This window comes from Streptomyces sp. NPDC001709 (genome assembly GCF_053596375.1).
Map to the genome: position 1 here is coordinate 87276 of NZ_JBSFGB010000027.1, position 16478 is coordinate 103753.

General features: G+C 68.2%; 12 protein-coding genes. 10 read left to right on the plus strand and 2 right to left on the minus strand.

The features are described 5' to 3' along the window. The first annotated feature begins 35 nt into the window (after positions 1–35). From folC to ACWC0C_RS32770, 10 genes are all read left to right on the plus strand, one after another. Positions 36–1550, plus strand: a complete 1515-nt coding sequence (folC, locus tag ACWC0C_RS32725; RefSeq protein ID WP_450867714.1) for a bifunctional tetrahydrofolate synthase/dihydrofolate synthase — start codon at positions 36–38, stop codon at positions 1548–1550. A gap of 7 nt (positions 1551–1557) precedes the next feature. Next, a complete protein-coding gene (locus ACWC0C_RS32730; RefSeq protein WP_449195129.1) occupies positions 1558–1920 on the plus strand; it encodes a DUF4233 domain-containing protein in 363 nt (120 codons plus the stop codon). Positions 1921–1981: 61 nt separating this feature from the next. Then, entirely contained in the window at positions 1982–2395 is a 414-nt protein-coding gene (ndk, locus tag ACWC0C_RS32735; protein ID WP_449195128.1) for a nucleoside-diphosphate kinase, read from the plus strand. A 313-nt stretch (positions 2396–2708) separates the two neighbouring features. Further along, positions 2709–3728 (plus strand): rod shape-determining protein, encoded by a 1020-nt coding sequence (locus ACWC0C_RS32740; protein ID WP_031158632.1) that lies wholly within the window; start codon positions 2709–2711, stop codon positions 3726–3728. A gap of 164 nt (positions 3729–3892) precedes the next feature. Next, entirely contained in the window at positions 3893–4834 is a 942-nt protein-coding gene (gene mreC, locus ACWC0C_RS32745; protein ID WP_449195127.1) for a rod shape-determining protein MreC, read from the plus strand. Positions 4835–4848: 14 nt separating this feature from the next. Then, a complete protein-coding gene (mreD, locus tag ACWC0C_RS32750; protein ID WP_449195126.1) occupies positions 4849–5526 on the plus strand; it encodes a rod shape-determining protein MreD in 678 nt (225 codons plus the stop codon). A gap of 116 nt (positions 5527–5642) precedes the next feature. After that, positions 5643–7892 (plus strand): penicillin-binding protein 2, encoded by a 2250-nt coding sequence (mrdA, locus tag ACWC0C_RS32755; protein ID WP_450867716.1) that lies wholly within the window; start codon positions 5643–5645, stop codon positions 7890–7892. Continuing rightward, positions 7889–9088, plus strand: a complete 1200-nt coding sequence (gene rodA, locus ACWC0C_RS32760; protein ID WP_449195124.1) for a rod shape-determining protein RodA — start codon at positions 7889–7891, stop codon at positions 9086–9088. The genes mrdA and rodA overlap by 4 nt, the downstream gene beginning before the upstream one ends. Positions 9089–9191: 103 nt before the next feature. Next, positions 9192–10691, plus strand: a complete 1500-nt coding sequence (locus ACWC0C_RS32765) for a CYTH and CHAD domain-containing protein (RefSeq protein WP_450867718.1) — start codon at positions 9192–9194, stop codon at positions 10689–10691. 70 nt (positions 10692–10761) lie between these two features. Continuing rightward, positions 10762–12723, plus strand: coding sequence for a TIGR03960 family B12-binding radical SAM protein (locus ACWC0C_RS32770; protein WP_450867719.1), 1962 nt, complete (start codon positions 10762–10764; stop codon positions 12721–12723). 412 nt (positions 12724–13135) lie between these two features. On the opposite strand, the gene ACWC0C_RS32775 is transcribed toward ACWC0C_RS32770, so the two are convergent. Then, complete coding sequence (locus ACWC0C_RS32775) at positions 13136–14215, minus strand: S1C family serine protease (protein ID WP_450867720.1); 1080 nt, start codon at positions 14213–14215, stop codon at positions 13136–13138. A gap of 1758 nt (positions 14216–15973) precedes the next feature. Further along, positions 15974–16378: an ArsR/SmtB family transcription factor gene (locus tag ACWC0C_RS32780; protein ID WP_449195121.1), complete on the minus strand. Its 405-nt coding sequence runs from the start codon at positions 16376–16378 to the stop codon at positions 15974–15976. Positions 16379–16478: the final 100 nt, after the last annotated feature.

The following is a 16478-nucleotide window of genomic DNA, read 5'->3' on the forward strand; positions in this document are numbered from 1 at the left end:
GGCCCTTTGTCACTGCCGCTCCGTAGACTGGCACCGTGAGCGACCACCCCGGCACCAGCGACACCCCCGACCCCCTCGACGGCTTCGACGACATCATCGAAGCCGAGACCACCCGTGACCCCGATCTCGCCGTGATCGAGGCCGGCAGCCGTACCCTGCGAACCCAGGGCGGGCAGCCGGTCGCCGACGTCCCCACGCGGCCCGAGGACCCGGAGGTCGACAGGGCCCTGCGCGAGGTCGAGGCGGACCTGGCCACCCGCTGGGGCGAGACCAAGCTGGAGCCCTCGGTCAGCAGGATCTCCGCACTGATGGACGTCCTCGGCGAGCCCCAGCGCTCGTACCCCTCGATCCACATCACGGGCACCAACGGCAAGACCTCCACCGCCCGCATGATCGAGGCCCTGCTCGGCGCCTTCGAGCTGCGCACCGGCCGCTACACCAGCCCGCACGTGCAGTCGATCACCGAGCGGATCAGCCTGGACGGCGCCCCGATCTCCGCCGAGCGGTTCATCGAGACGTACCAGGACATCAAGCCGTACGTCGAGATGATCGACGCACAGCAGGAGTTCCGGCTGTCCTTCTTCGAGGTCCTGACCGGCATGGCGTACGCGGCCTTCGCGGACGCCCCGGTGGACGTCGCGGTCGTCGAGGTCGGCATGGGCGGCTCCTGGGACGCGACCAACGTCATCGACGCCGATGTCGCCGTGATCACCCCCGTCGGCCTGGACCACACCGACCGCCTCGGCGAGACGCCCGCGGAGATCGCCGGGGAGAAGGGCGGGATCATCAAGCAGGACGCGACCGTGATCCTGGCCCAGCAGCCGGTGGAAGCGGCGCAGGTGCTGCTGAAGAAGGCCGTCGAGGTGGACGCCACCGTGGCCCGCGAGGGCCTGGAGTTCGGGGTCGTGGCCCGGCAGGTCGCCGTCGGCGGGCAGCTGCTCACGCTGCGCGGCCTCGGCGGCGAGTACCCCGAGGTGTATCTCCCGCTGCACGGCCCCTACCAGGCGCACAACGCGGCCGTCGCGCTGGCCGCCGTGGAGGCGTTCTTCGGCGTGGGCGCCCAGCGCGCCGAGCCGCTGAACATCGACACCGTCCGCAAAGCCTTCGCGGCCGTGTCCTCGCCGGGCCGTCTGGAGGTCGTACGGCGCTCCCCGACGGTCGTGCTGGACGCGGCGCACAACCCGGCGGGCGCCGAGGCCACCGCGGAGGCCGTGCGGGAGGCGTTCGACTTCAGCCGGCTGATCGGGGTCGTGGGCGCGAGCGGCGACAAGAACGTGCGGGGCCTGCTGGAGGCCTTCGAGCCGATCTTCGCCGAGGTCGTCGTCACGCAGAACTCCAGCCACCGGGCCATGGACGCGGACGAGCTGGCGGCCATCGCCGTGGAGGTGTTCGGCGAGGAGCGGGTGCAGGTCGAGCCGCGGCTGCCGGACGCCCTGGAGGCCGCGATCACGCTGGCCGAGGAGGAGGGCGAGTTCGCGGGTGGTGGCGTGCTGGTCACCGGCTCGGTCATCACGGTGGGCGAGGCCCGCCTGCTTCTGGGGAAGGGCTGATCCGCGCATGCGTACGCTGTGCTCCTCGACCCTGATCGGCGAGTTCTTCGTGATCGGGTTCGCCGGGCTCGTCGCCATGAAGGACCCGAGCCTGTCCGTGTCCACGGTGTGGCTGGTCAGCGGTATCGCCATGGTGCTGTCCGTGCTGCTGTGCGGCATGGTGACCCGGCCCGGCGGGGTGGCCCTCGGCTGGGCCCTGCAGCTCGCGCTGATCGCCTCCGGCGTCTTCGTGCCGACCATGTACTTCCTGGGCGTGGTGTTCGCGGCGCTGTGGTGGGCATCGGTGCACTTCGGGAGAAAGGTGGACGAGGCGAAGGCCAGATTCGCCGCGCAAGCGGAGTCCGGCTCCTCCACGGCTGACGCTGCGTAAGGGCGCCCCGGCACGCCCTGTAGCCTCATCCCACCGCACACGCAGAAAAAGGAGCAGCTCCGTGACCCAGCGCACCCTCGTCCTCCTCAAGCCCGACGCCGTTCGTCGGGGCCTGACCGGCGAGATCATCAGCCGTGTCGAGCGCAAGGCCGGCTGGCAGATCACCGCGCTGGAGCTGCGCACCCTGGACCGTGCCACGCTGGAGCAGCACTACGCCGAGCACGTCGGCAAGCCCTTCTACGAGCCGCTGGTGGAGTTCATGTCCTCCGGTCCCGTCGTCGTGCTGATCGTCGAGGGCGAGCGGGTCATCGAGGGCGTGCGCGCGCTCGCCGGTCCGACCGACCCGATCGCGGCGGCGCCCGGCTCGATCCGCGGCGACTACGGCGTGATCGTCCGGGAGAACCTGATCCACGCCTCCGACTCCGAGGAGTCCGCCGAGCGCGAGGTGAAGATCTTCTTCCCGGGCCGGGCGTGAGTCGCGGCGGCTTGAATTTTCGCTAATTTTTCTGAGTGGGCGTCAGCTCTGTCCGGTGGCGCCTGACCAGGGACGGCCGTATATTTCGGCCGTCCCTTGGCATATGCCTTGGCGATCGGGGGAACGCGTGCCACCGATGGACCGTCTCCACAAGCGGGGCGGGCCGCCATCTGGTGACAATGGCGGAGACCCTCGCGCAGTGTTCGTGCAGGCGCGTTTACGATGGAAGCCTTCACGTCACAGCACCCGCCTCGCCGTCCTGACATGCCCTCAAAAGCTCAGGAAGGCCAGATGAATCCGGATGGGGAACTCAATGTCGTTCATCGGCCGTGACATGGCTGTCGACCTCGGGACCGCCAACACGCTGGTGTACGTCAGGGGTCGCGGGATCGTACTCAACGAGCCGTCCGTCGTCGCGATCAACACCAACACGGGTGGGATCCTCGCGGTCGGTGCCGAAGCGAAGAAGATGATCGGCCGGACGCCGGGCAACATCGTCGCCGTCCGCCCGCTGAAGGACGGCGTGATCGCCGACTTCGAGATCACCGAGCGGATGCTCCGTTACTTCATCCTGAAGATCCACAAGCGGCGCTACCTCGCCCGGCCGCGGGTCGTCGTCTGTGTGCCCTCGGGCATCACGGGCGTCGAGCGTCGCGCCGTGATCGAGGCGTCCTCCCAGGCCGGCGCCCGCCAGGTGCACATCATCGAAGAGCCCATGGCCGCCGCCATCGGCTCCGGCCTGCCGGTCCACGAGGCCACGGGCAACATGGTGGTGGACATCGGCGGCGGCACCACGGAGGTCGCGGTCATCTCGCTCGGCGGCATCGTCACCGCCCAGTCCATCCGGGTCGCGGGCGACGAACTGGACAACGCGATCATCCAGTACATCAAGAAGGAATACAGCCTTCTGCTGGGTGAGCGCACGGCCGAGCAGATCAAGATCACGATCGGTTCGGCGTACGACCTCGACGCCGACGAGCACACCGAAGTCCGCGGCCGGGACCTGGTGTCCGGGCTGCCGAAGACCGTGGTGATCTCGGCCGCCGAGGTCCGCAAGGCGATCGAGGAGCCGGTCAACGCGATCGTCGACGCGGTCAAGACGACCCTCGACAAGTGCCCGCCGGAGCTGTCCGGCGACATCATGGACCGAGGAATCGTTCTGACCGGCGGCGGAGCCCTGCTGCGCGGCCTCGACGAGCGGCTGCGCCGGGAGACCGGGATGCCGATCCACATCGCCGAGGACCCGCTGGACAGTGTCGCGCTCGGCTCCGGGAAGTGCGTCGAGGAGTTCGAGGCGTTGCAGCAGGTCCTGGACGCCCAGCCGCGCAGATGACGTAACTCTTCGATTCCGCCGTACGAGACGTGCTCCTCTCGTGCGGCGGATCGTTGATTAGAGGCATAAGCTCCCACAAATGGGCCCCTCGGGTTTGCGTTTCGCTTATCGCGCCCGCAAAGGGGCTCCCGAATTCCTATTGAGGAAGGGCACGGCCGCCGCACGTGAGGGACACGAAAGAGAGCCGGCTGCTCCTGGTCCTGCTGGTTGCCATCGCATTCGCGCTGATCACGGTAGACATCCGCGGGGGCAGGAACTCCCCGGTCGACGGTGCCCGGCAGGCCGCGGCCGCCGTGTTCGGCCCGGTCGAGAACGGGCTGTCCTCGGCGGTCGAGCCGGTCGGCAACGCCGTCTCCGCGATCCGTGACTCCGGCGGCCGTCACGACCGGCTCGCCCAACTGGAGAAGGAGAACGCGGCCCTCAAGGCGAAACTCGGCAGCGACGACCGCAACCGCAGCCGCCTGAACCAGCTCGACAAGATGCTGAAGATCGCCGGCGACGGCCAGTACGGCATCAAGGGCGCCCAGGTCATCGCCATAGGGTCGGCGCAGGGCTTCTCCTGGACCATCACCATCGATGCCGGCGCGAACGACGGCATCAAGCGCGACATGACCGTCCTCAACGGCGACGGGCTGGTCGGCCGGGTCACCACGGTCGGCCCCGACACCTCCACCGTGCTCCTCGCCAACGACCCCGACTTCACCGTCGGCACCCGCATGGAGGGCAGCGACGAACTCGGCTTCGCCTCCGGGCAGGGCGACCGCCCGCTGCGCGTCGAACTGCTCAACGGCAAGGCGGAGGTGAAGAAGGGCGACCGGCTCGTCACCTTCGGCTCCCAGGCCGACCGCCCGTTCGTGCCCGGCGTGCCGGTCGGCGTGGTCTCCCGTGTCGACCCCTCCAACGGCGGCCTGACCCGCACGATCTACGTCACCCCGTACGTCGGCTTCACCAAGCTCGACATCGTCGGCGTGGTCGTCCAGGCCCCGAAGAAGGACCCACGCGACGAGGTCCTGCCGACCAAGCCCAAGCCGGTCCCGACGCCGACGGTGACCGTCACGGTGACCCCCTCGGCCAACGCGAACGCCACGACCGGCCAGCAGCAGTAGGAGCTGACTCTTCCATGCGCCTCAACCGGATCCTGCTCTCCAGCGCGCTGGTCGTCGTGGCCCTGGTGATCCAGGTGAGCGTCCTCGCCCGCCTGCACCTGCCGGGCGCCGTCCCCGACCTGCTGCTGCTCACCGTCCTCGGCCTCGCCATGGTGTACGGCCATGTCGGCGGCGCCCTCGTCGGCTTCGGCGCCGGCCTGCTCGCCGACCTCGCCCCGCCCGCCGACCACGCGGCCGGCCGCTACGCGCTCGTGCTGTGCGTCATCGGCTACTGCGCCGGGCTCATCAAGCCGGAGAACGGCCGCCTGAAGTCGGCGACCGGCCCGATGGCCGTCGTGGTGGCCGCCGCCATCGGCTCCACGCTGCTGTACGCGGGCGTCGGCGCGCTGGTCGGCGACACCGCCGCCCGCCATGTCGGCCTGCCCGGGCTGCTGTTCTCGGCGGCCCTGTACGACCTGCTGCTCGCCCCCTTCGTGGTCCCCGGGGTCATGTGGCTGGCCCGCCGCGCGGACAACGACCCGCTGACCGAGACCGGCCCCGCCGCCAAGGCCGGTGACATCTCCACCGGCTGGCTCTCCTCCGGCACCGGCCTGCGCATCGGCAGCCAGCGCGGCGGCCTCGGCGCACTGAAGGCCAAGGCCCGCACCCGCTCCGCGCGGGTCGGCCGGATCAAGGGGGTCAAGCGGCTGTGAGCGCCGGGGAGTTCACCCGAACGGGGCAGCTGTCGCGGAACGCGGGCTCACAGGCTGGTCGTTCATCATTTGTACGTGTACTCGCATTTGCGCACTGAGAGGGGGAGACAGCCGCAGTGACCAACATCCCCGAGACCGGCCGGACCCCACGGGTCCAGATCCGGCTCGTCGTGATCCAGATCCTCGTCCTCTCCCTGCTCGGCACGCTCGGCGGCCGATTGTGGTACCTGCAGATCCGCGAGGGCGCCCAATACCAGAAGGAGGCCTCCGGCAACCACGTCCAGCAGGTCGTCGACCCCGCCGTGCGCGGCGACATCCTGGACGCCCGCGGTGTGCCCCTGGCCGACAACGAGACCCGTCTGGTCGTCTCCGCCTCCCGCACGGAGCTGCTCAAGCAGAAGGACGACGGCAAGGCCGTCCTCACCAAGCTGGCCGGTGTCCTCGGCGTGAAGCCCGAGGACGTCATCCAGAAGGTCCGGCTGTGCGACGCCAAGACCCCCCAGCCGTGCTGGAACGGCTCGCCGTACCAGCCGATCCCGATCACCGACGAGGCGACGCCCCGGCAGGCTCTGCAGATCCGCGAGCGCTCCGAGGACTTCCCCGGCATCACCGCCGAGCCCGAGGCCGTGCGCCGCTATCCGGCTCCGGGCAGGTCCAACACCGCGCAGGTGCTCGGCTATCTCTCGCCCGTCACCGACGCCGAGATCCAGAAGGCCAAGGACACCGACTCGCCCTATCTGCGCTCCGACATGGTCGGCCGCTCCGGCCTGGAGCGGGAGTACGACAAGGAGCTGCGCGGCAAGGCCGGCGTCACCCGCTACGAGGTGGACAACCTCGGCCGGGTCATCGGCAAGGCCAAGTCGGACGCCGCCGAGCCCGGTTCGAACCTGGTCACCAGCATCGACTCCCGCGTCCAGCGCGTCGCCGAGTACGAGCTGGACAAGGCGATGAAGGCCGCCCGCCAGCAGTTCGACAAGAACACCGGCGAGAACTACAAGGCCGACTCCGGCGCCGTCGTCGTCATGGAGGCCAAGACCGGCCGGATCGTCGCGATGGCCTCGGCACCGACCTACGACCCGAACGTGTGGGTGGGCGGCATCTCCGCCAAGGACTACAAGTCCCTCACCGGCAAGGACTCCGACTACCCGCTGCTCAACAGGGCCATACAGGGTCAGGCGGCCCCCGGTTCGACGTTCAAGGTGGTCTCCACGGCCGCCGCGGTCAACGCCGGCTACGTGTGGGACGGCGGCTACCCGTGCACCAGCTCGTACTCGGTCGGCGGCCAGGTCTTCAAGAACTTCGAGGGCGAGAACTTCGGCCCGATCTCCCTCGGCCGCGCCCTGGAGGTCTCCTGCGACACCGTCTTCTACGGCCTCGCCGACCGGGAGTGGAAGAAGGACGGCGGCATCAACCCCAAGCAGGGCCAGCCCAAGGACTACTTCTTCAAGACCGCCCACCAGTTCGGCCTCGGCCAGGAGACCGGCGTCGACCTGCCCAACGAGGTCACCGGCCGCGTCCCCGACCGCCAGTGGAAGCTGAACTACTGGAAGGCCAACAAGGACGCCTGGTGCAAGTCCGGCAAGAAGGACGGCTCCTACGTCGAGAAGATCGCCTACGAGAACTGCCTCGAAGGCAACAAGATGCGCGAGGGTGACGAGATCAACTACTCCATCGGCCAGGGCGACACGCTCGTCACGCCGATCCAGGAGGCGATGATCTACGGCGCCGTCGCCAACGGCGGCACCGAATACGCCCCGACCATCGGCAAGGCGATCGTCAGCCCCGACGGCAAGACCGTCCAGGAGATCAAGCCCAAGGTGCAGCGCAAGCTGCCGGTCAGCCAGGCCACGCTCAAGGGCATGAACGACGCCTTCGCGGGCGTCATCACCCGCGGTACGGCGGCATGGAAGTTCAACGGCTGGCCGCAGGGCAAGATCCCGCTGCACGGCAAGACCGGTACCGCCGAGGTCTACGGCAAGCAGACCACCGGCTGGCTGGCCACGTACTCCAAGGACTACTCGGTGATCATGACGATCTCCCAGGCCGGTACGGGTTCCGGATCCGCCGGTGAGGCCGTGCGCAACATCTACAGCGCGCTCTACGGCGTCCAGGGCGACGGCTCCATCGACAACAAGAGGGCGCTGCTGCCCGAGCCGCAGAAGGGCCTGCCGAAGGTCCGCACGGACGGCACCATCGACGCCCCGAAGGTCAGCGGCGACCCGGCGAAGGACGCCGAGGCCTCCCAGAAGGACAACCCCAGCAACGGTGACGGCCAGCAGCCCGCCACCTCGCCCTCGCCCACCACGCGCAACCGCAACACCCGCAGGCGGCCTCGCCGGAGGGGAAGCCGGAGGATGCCCTCATGACCGGCGCGAACAGCTTCTCCGTCTCCGGGTACGGCCCCGACCGGGCCGGCTGGACCAGGATCTTCGCCCGCGACTCCCTGGCCCGGCGGCTGGACTGGCCGATGCTGCTGTCGGCCCTGGCGCTGTCCCTGCTGGGCTCGCTGCTGGTGTTCTCGGCGACCCGCAACCGCACCGAGATCAACCAGGGCGACCCGTACTACTTCCTGGTCCGGCACCTGATGAACCTCGGCATCGGGTTCGCCCTGATGATCGGCACGCTCTGGCTCGGCCACCGCGCCCTGCGCAACGCCGTGCCGATCCTCTACGGCATCTCGCTGCTCGGCGTGCTGCTGGTCCTCACCCCGCTCGGCGCCACCATCAACGGCAGCCGCAACTGGATCGTGTTCGGCGGCGGCTTCTCGCTCCAGCCCGCCGAGTTCGTGAAGATCACGATCATCCTGGGCATGGCGATGATACTGGCGGCCCGGGTCGACGCCGGTGACAAGCCGTACCCCGACCACCGCACGGTCGTGCAGTCGCTGGGCCTGGCCGCCGTACCGATCCTCATCGTGCTGCTCATGCCCGACCTCGGCACGGTGCTGGCCATGGTGGCGATCATCCTCGGCGTGCTGCTCGCCTCCGGCGCCTCCAACCGCTGGATCTTCGGCCTGCTCCTCACCGGTGTGCTCGGCTGTATCGCCATCTGGCAGCTGCACATCCTGGACCAGTACCAGATCAACCGCTTCGCCGCCTTCGCCAACCCGGACCTGGACCCGGCCGGCGTCGGCTACAACACCAATCAGGCCCGCATCGCCATCGGCTCCGGCGGCCTGACCGGCTCCGGCCTCTTCCACGGCTCGCAGACCACCGGCCAGTTCGTGCCCGAGCAGCAGACGGACTTCGTCTTCACGGTCGCGGGGGAGGAGCTGGGCTTCGTCGGCGCCGGCTTCATCATCTTCCTGCTGGGCGTGGTGCTGTGGCGCGCCTGCCGTATCGCCCGTGACTCCACCGAGCTGTACGGGACGATCGTGGCCGCCGGGATCGTCGCCTGGTTCGCCTTCCAGTCCTTCGAGAACATCGGCATGACCCTCGGCATCATGCCGGTCACCGGTCTGCCCCTGCCGTTCGTGTCGTACGGCGGCTCGTCGATGTTCGTGGTCTGGGTGGCCGTGGGACTACTGCAGTCGATCAAGGTGCAGAGACCCATGTCGGCGTAAGCCTCCTCAGGCGGTCGTTCACCGGGTGGATGACGGGAATTTTCCGGCCATTCACCCGGGCCCACCCCTGCCGCACCGCCCCGCAGGCCACTAGATTCAATTCATGGCGGATGCGAAACGCGAGATCGAGCGCAAGTACGAATCCGACGAGAGCGGGCTGCCCGACCTCACCGGCGTCGGCGGGGTGGCGGCCGTCCTCGACAAGGGCCTGATGGAACTCGACGCCACCTACTACGACACCGCCGACCAACGCCTGACCGAGGCCGCCCTCACCCTGCGCCGCCGCACCGGAGGCTCGGACGCCGGCTGGCATCTGAAGTTCCCGGTGGCACCAGGCGTGCGCGACGAGATCCGGGCCCCGCTCTCCGACACCGTCCCCGAGGAGATCGCCGCCCTCGTCCGCTCCCGGGTCCGCGACGCCGAGCTGATCCCACTGGTCCGGCTGCGTTCCGCCCGCGATGTGCGCCACCTCGTCGACGGCGACGGCACCCTGCTGGCCGAGGCGAGTGTCGACGCCGTCACCGCCGAGCGCCTCGGCGGCGAAGGCGGCGCCGCCCAGTGGACCGAGATCGAGGTGGAACTGGCCGACGACGGCGACCCCGCCTTCCTCGACCTGGTGGAGAAACGGCTGCGCAAGGCGGGCGTGCGCCCCTCGAAGTCGCCGTCGAAACTCGCCCGGGCCCTGAAGCAGACCGCAGGACACCGCCGTACGAAGGCCGAGCCCGCACCACCGGTCACCGCCGGTGACCATGTCCTCGCCTATCTGCGCGCCCAGCGGGACGTACTGGTCGAGCTCGACCCCGCCGTCCGCCGCGACGTGCCCGACTCCGTGCACCGCATGCGGGTCGCCACCCGTCGCGCCCGCAGCACCCTGCGCAGCTTCCGCTCCGTCCTCGACCGCACCGTCACCGACCCCATCGGGGCCGAGCTGAAGTGGCTCGCCGGCGAGCTGGGCCTGGACCGCGACCAGGAGGTGATGGCCGAACGCCTGACCGCCGCCCTCGACGGCCTTGCGCCCGCCCTGGTCACCGGTCCGGTCCGCGAACGCCTCGCGGCCTGGGCCGACACCCGGCACGGCGGCGCCCACGCCCATCTGACCGGCGTACTGGACTCCCGCCGCTATCTGACCCTGCTCGACACCCTCGACAGGCTCCTCGCCGACCCGCCGCTGCGGAAGGCCGCCGGGAAAAAGCCGGAGAAGGCACTGGCCAAGGCCGTGGACAAGGACCTGGCCACGCTGTCCGCCCTGGTCGAGCAGGCCCTCGGCGCCCCGCCCGGCGAGGAACGCGACGTCGCCGTGCACGAGGCCCGCAAGAAGGCCAAGCGCACCCGGTACGCAGCCGAGGCGGCCACCCCGGCCCTCGGAAAACCGGCCCGCTCCCTGACCAAGGCCATGAAATCCCTCACCACCCTCCTCGGCGAGCACCAGGACAGCGTCATGACCCGACTGACCCTGCGCGAGCTGTCCGCGGTGGCGCACGCGGCGGGGGAGAGCGCGTTCACGTACGGGGTGCTCTACGGGCGCGAGGAGACGCGGGCGGCACAGGCGGAGGCGGAGCTGCCCGGACTGTGGAAGGAGGCCAGGGCCGCGGCGGCCGGCTGAGCGTACGGGGGAGTCCGCCGGGCGGGTTACGCTTGATGGTCACCCCTGTCAGCTCATGAAGGTTCGCGAGATGCCTGTCGAGTCGGTTTTCCCGCAGCTCGAAGCTCTGCTCCCCCACGTGCAGAAGCCGATCCAGTACGTCGGCGGAGAGCTCAACTCCACCGTCAAGAACTGGGACGAGTGCGACGTCCGCTGGGCACTCATGTACCCGGACGCATACGAGGTCGGCCTGCCCAACCAGGGCGTCCAGATCCTCTACGAGGTCCTCAACGAGCAGGACGGTGTCCTCGCCGAGCGCACCTACAGCGTGTGGCCGGACCTCGAGGCGCTGATGCGCGAGCACGGCGTCCCGCAGTTCACGGTGGACACCCACCGCCCGGTGAAGGCATTCGACGTGCTCGGCCTCAGCTTCTCCACGGAGCTGGGCTACACCAACATGCTCACCGCCCTGGACCTCGCCGGGATCCCCCTGGAGTCCAAGGACCGCACGGACGACGACCCGATCGTCCTGGCCGGCGGCCACGCCGCGTTCAACCCCGAGCCGATCGCCGATTTCATCGACGCGGCGATCATCGGCGACGGCGAGCAGGCCGTGCTGGACATGACCCGGATCATCCGCGAGTGGAAGGCCGAAGGCTGCCCCGGCGGCCGCGAGGAGGCCCTGTTCCGCCTGGCGAAGACGGGCGGGGTGTACATCCCGGCGTTCTACGACGTCGAGTACCTGCCGGACGGCCGCATCGCCCGCGTGGTCCCGAACAAGAGCGGTGTCCCCTGGCGCGTGTCCAAGCACACGGTCATGGACCTGGACGAGTGGCCGTACCCGAAGCAGCCGCTGGTCCCCCTGGCCGAGACGGTCCACGAGCGCATGTCGGTGGAGATCTTCCGCGGCTGCACCCGCGGCTGCCGCTTCTGCCAGGCCGGCATGATCACCCGCCCGGTCCGCGAGCGCTCGATCACCGGCATCGGCGAGATGGTCGACAAGGGCCTGAAGGCGACGGGCTTCGAGGAGGTGGGCCTGCTGTCCCTGTCCTCGGCGGACCACTCGGAGATCGGCGACATCGCGAAGGGCCTGGCGGACAGGTACGAGGAAGACAAGATCGGCCTCTCCCTCCCCTCCACCCGAGTGGACGCCTTCAACATCGACCTGGCGAACGAGCTGACCCGCAACGGCCGCCGCTCGGGCCTGACCTTCGCCCCGGAGGGCGGCTCGGAACGCATCCGCAAGGTCATCAACAAGATGGTCTCGGAGGACGACCTGATCCGTACGGTCGCCACGGCCTACGGCAACGGCTGGCGCCAGGTGAAGCTGTACTTCATGTGCGGCCTGCCGACGGAGACCGACGACGACGTCCTCCAGATCGCCGACATGGCGACCCGCGTGATCCAGAAGGGCCGCGAGGTCTCGGGCGCGAACGACATCCGCTGCACGGTCTCGATCGGCGGCTTCGTGCCCAAGCCGCACACCCCCTTCCAGTGGGCCCCGCAGCTCTCGGCCGAGGAGACGGACGCCCGCCTGGAGAAGCTCCGGGACAAGATCCGCGGCGACAAGAAGTACGGCCGCTCCATCGGCTTCCGCTACCACGACGGCAAGCCGGGCATCGTCGAGGGCCTCCTCTCCCGCGGCGACCGCCGCATCGGCGCGGTCATCCGCGCCGTGTACGACGACGGCGGCCGCTTCGACGGCTGGCGCGAGCACTTCTCCTACGACCGCTGGATGGCCTGCGCCGACAAGGCGCTCGTGCCCTTCGGCGTCGACGTCGACTGGTACACCACGCGCGAGCGCACGTACGAGGAGGTCCTCCCCTGGGACCACCTCGACTCCGGCCTGGACAAGGACTGGCTCTGGGAGGACTGGCAGGACGCCCTCGACGAGACAGAGGTCGAGGACTGCCGCTGGACCCCGTGCTTCGACTGCGGTGTCTGCCCGCAGATGGACACCCAGATCCAGATCGGCCCGACCGGCAAGAAGCTGCTCCCGCTGACGGTCAAGAACGCTGGTCAGGCGCCGGCTTCGAGCGGTCACGCGCACTGAGGTGGGCGAGGCACTCGATCGAGTGATGGAGGCGCCGGCGGGGGCGAGCGAGGAGGAGGTAGCCGCCGCGCCGGCTGCGGTCGTGGCTTCGGGTCCTCGCCTGCCGGCGCCGCTGCCGAGCCCTGGACGTTCCCCACACATCGTCTCCGAGGTGGAGTGGGTCTGAGGTCTGTTCCAGGCTTGTGCGGGAATGTGTGGCCCCTGAGCCCCCTTTCCTGACTGGGAGGGGGCTCGTTGGTACGCAGTGGCATGTGGGTCCGTGGCTTGGTGCTGTCGAGCCGTCCAAACACAGCTGAGTTACAACTCTTTACTGTCAGAGAAAGGCTCCGTCGTGGCTGGGGCGGTCGGCTCCAAGCAGCTCCAGGCCAAAGCCTGACACTGCGGCGGGTACAGCGCGCTCATCGCACCGATGTCATTTGATGACGAGGTCGGCTTCCCATGCCTGACCGAAGGGTTGCTGAGGCTGGTTGCTGACGATGTAGACACCCTCGGTCTTGAGGGTTTCACCAGGCGGGGCAGATTGCAGGATGTCGCAGACCTGCGCCATCGTGGAAACGGGTGTGCCCTTGATGTCAGCGATCAGGTCTCCGGTCCCGAGATTGGCCTTTTCAGCTGGAGAGTTCTCGTCGACGCTCCACACAAACATGCCATTGATTTTGTTCTTGTCAATGAGCTGTTGAGCCTTCTCGGCGTCCGCCGAGCCGCCGAGGTCAAGGGATTTGAAGGTGTCAGTCATTTTTAGCTGTGACACGGGGTAGAGTATCCAGCCCGCATTGTTCTCATCCTTGCCCGAGGCAAGGGTGCTGAGCAATGGTTTGACGTGGTTGATACTGATGGCGTAAAACTGCCCCTGAACAGGCTGCTCTCCAGTACCGAGATTAGTAAGGGTATTGATGCCCACCACTTGCCCCTTGTCGTTGAGCAAGGGGCCACCAGAATTTCCGTAGTTGATGGTGGCGGAATGCTGGATCGTGGATGAGTACTTGGGCAGCGAGTCGTCTGGGGACGCGGCAACGTCCGGAGTCTGAACTACACCGCTGGTGAAGACGATTTTCTCGTGCGTCGGGTCACTGTAGGACGCCGGGTAGCCAAGGGCGGTCACATCGTCGGCGCTTTGAACCGTGCTGCTGTCACCCAACGGGATTTGCTTCAGGTTCGACTGCGGTTGGGTGAACGTGAGGACCGCCACGTCCTCGCAGGGATTAATGCCGAGGACCCGCACAGGAACATCGCTTTGGTCATTGAGCCTGGCCTTCAGCGTAGTAAGGCCTTGCACGACATGCGCGTTGGTCAGGATGAGACCCTTGCCGGCGTCGTAGATAAATCCGGTACCGCCGGATTCTTCGCCGCCGCTGTTGCCGTGCAGCTCCACAGTCGCTGGGGACGCCCGATCAAAGACCTGCTTCGGTGTCATCTTGCCGGCGCCATTTCCGCCGCCGCATGCGGCCAGCGCGACGGTCACCATTCCGATGATGAAGGCCCTGTACTTCATAGAACGACACCCTTCGGATACTCGGCACTGCCCCTCACCCGAAGCTCGAATGTCTGCCCCCTCGGATCAGTATGCCCGACTTCGGGCATTTCTTCTCGGGGACAACCCCGGAGCGCCCCGGCATGGAGCTGCCTGCTCTCGGAGCCTCTGTCGGGGGCGAGGTGTTCTGGCACCCGCACAACTGCCAGGTGCGGGTCCGCCTGGACGAGTGGCGGACGTCCGGCGATTGATCATTGCCTCGTCCCTGAGCCGTCCGAGGCCGCTCGCCAGTGACCAACGACCCGTCGCCGCCTTCGCGGAAGCTGGAGTGATCGGTACAGAGGCTCTGACATCCACGGCTGACATCAAGGACGTCGGACGGAGGCGTACACCAGCGTCTCTGTCCGACTATCGCCCCAGTCGCCGACCGGAGCCGGAGCAGGCTCGGATCGAACTCCTAAAGCGGTGTTCGCCAGCCCCCTCCAACCACGAGCGTGCCAAGTAGGGTGCCGCTCATGACCACTTCTCCTGACCATGTCGGCAGCAGAGAAGACCTGGCTGCCTTCGTCGGGGACTGGAGCTTCTTCGCACGAGCTCTACGAGCTGCGACCACCTACGAGTAATCCGAGGCAGAGCCGACAACCGCGCCCGTGCCGGACACGTGCCAGATTGTGCGGGTAACCACGGGGAGCGGCGGGGACCAGGCTGTCGGTCCCCGAGGAGCGCCGGCCAAGGGAGCGACGAAGGCGGCGGCGAGAGGAGGTGGGCGACCACCCTCGTCTCGGCAGAGGGCGGATGTGGGTGGCTATCTGTCCGCAGATGGGCACGGCCATATAAATCGGCCCGACCGGGAAGAAGTTGCTTCCTTTGACGGTCAAGAACGGTGGGCCAGCGCCGGCTTCGGGTGGCCATGCGCACTGACGTGGGCGAGGCACTCGATCGGGTGGTTGAGGCGGGTTTGAGGGCCGTGTCCAGGCTGTGTGTGACTGTGTGACCCGTTGAGCCCCTTCCCTGACCGGGAGGGGGCTCGTTGGTGTTTTGGGCAGTCCGCTGCCGGATCCACGTACAAAGCAACAATCCGCTCACCCATCCTCCGGCGCCTCTCGAAGGGGATGCTTTGCCTCGCTTGCGAATATCCGTCCCAGGCGCGTCCCTGGGACTCTTGGTAGTGCTTGTTTGCCTGGGCGGGTGCGCTACCGGCGCGCCAAAGCCAGCTGTGACCCGTCCCCACCCGCGATCATCAGTTCACCGCCAGCGGCTGCCACCAGTGCCGTCAAGGCTCCCCAGGGAGACGTGACTCTTGTGGAGTGGCACGATGAAGGTGCCAGCAATACGTGCGTCTCCGTCTCAACTCGGTATGAAAACCGGTCGGATGCTGCTGTCAACACCATCACTCAGATGTTCCAGACTCTACAACTCACAGTGCGCTGCGCGCCTTGTCCGCAGAGGGACACCCACATCCAGATCGGCCCGACCGGCAAGAAGCTGCTCCCGTTGACGGTCAAGAACGCTGGTAAGGCGCCGGCTTCGAGCGGTCACGCGCACTGAGGCGAGTGGGGCGCTCGATCGGGTGATTCGCGTCTTGGCGGGGCTGAGCGAGGACGAGGTGGCTGCCGTACCGGCTACGGCAGGCGTTCCGCGTCCTCGCCCCTCGCTGCCGACGTGGTCGTCCCGGCCGCGCTTCTGATGGCCGCTCAGCCGACTGAGCCCCTTCCCGATCCAGGGAAGGGGCTCGTTTGTTTCGCGCGCTCGTGGCGGTTCGGGTGATCGGGCCGTCGACTAGGCGTTCGGCGCTGCGACCGGCTCCGGCTCCGAGTCTTCAACGGTGGCCGGGGTGTCGCTCAAACCGAGGCGGAGGTGTTCGACGTGGTAGAGGGCCTGGTCGAGGAGTGCGGCGACGTGGTTGTCGTAGAGGGAGTACACCACCGACCGGCCTTTACGAGTGCCGACGACGAGGCCGAGGTTGCGGAGCAGTCGCAATTGGTGGGAACAGGCGGACTGCTCCATCTCGACTTCCGCCGCCAGTTCGGTTGCCGGAAGAGGGCCCTCGCGTAGCCGCGCGAGGATGAGCAGCCGCGAGGGAGTCGCCAGCGCCTGGAGGGTGGTGGCGACCTTGGCGGCACTGGCGGCGTCCAGGTGTTTGCGCGGGACGCTTCCGGTTGGCGGTGCGGCTCCGTGACCCATGCGCCCATGCTACGGCACCACACATGAATACATGAATGCCTCTTCATTCGTTCCTGTTACGGTGGTGGGGTCGATCGTCGCGCCCGAACCTGCGAAGGAC

Bases quoted from the DNA above. Each gene is read 5' to 3' on its own strand.
- mreD (WP_449195126.1), top strand. From the start codon at position 4,849: ATGCGCCTCAACCGGATCCTGCTCTCCAGCGCGCTGGTCGTCGTGGCC.
- ACWC0C_RS32740 (WP_031158632.1), top strand. From the start codon at position 2,709: ATGTCGTTCATCGGCCGTGACATGGCTGTCGACCTCGGGACCGCCAAC.
- ACWC0C_RS32765 (WP_450867718.1), top strand. From the start codon at position 9,192: ATGGCGGATGCGAAACGCGAGATCGAGCGCAAGTACGAATCCGACGAG.
- rodA (WP_449195124.1), top strand. From the start codon at position 7,889: ATGACCGGCGCGAACAGCTTCTCCGTCTCCGGGTACGGCCCCGACCGG.
- ACWC0C_RS32775 (WP_450867720.1), bottom strand. From the start codon at position 14,215: ATGAAGTACAGGGCCTTCATCATCGGAATGGTGACCGTCGCGCTGGCC.
- ACWC0C_RS32730 (WP_449195129.1), top strand. From the start codon at position 1,558: ATGCGTACGCTGTGCTCCTCGACCCTGATCGGCGAGTTCTTCGTGATC.
- ACWC0C_RS32780 (WP_449195121.1), bottom strand. From the start codon at position 16,378: ATGGGTCACGGAGCCGCACCGCCAACCGGAAGCGTCCCGCGCAAACAC.
- ACWC0C_RS32770 (WP_450867719.1), top strand. From the start codon at position 10,762: ATGCCTGTCGAGTCGGTTTTCCCGCAGCTCGAAGCTCTGCTCCCCCAC.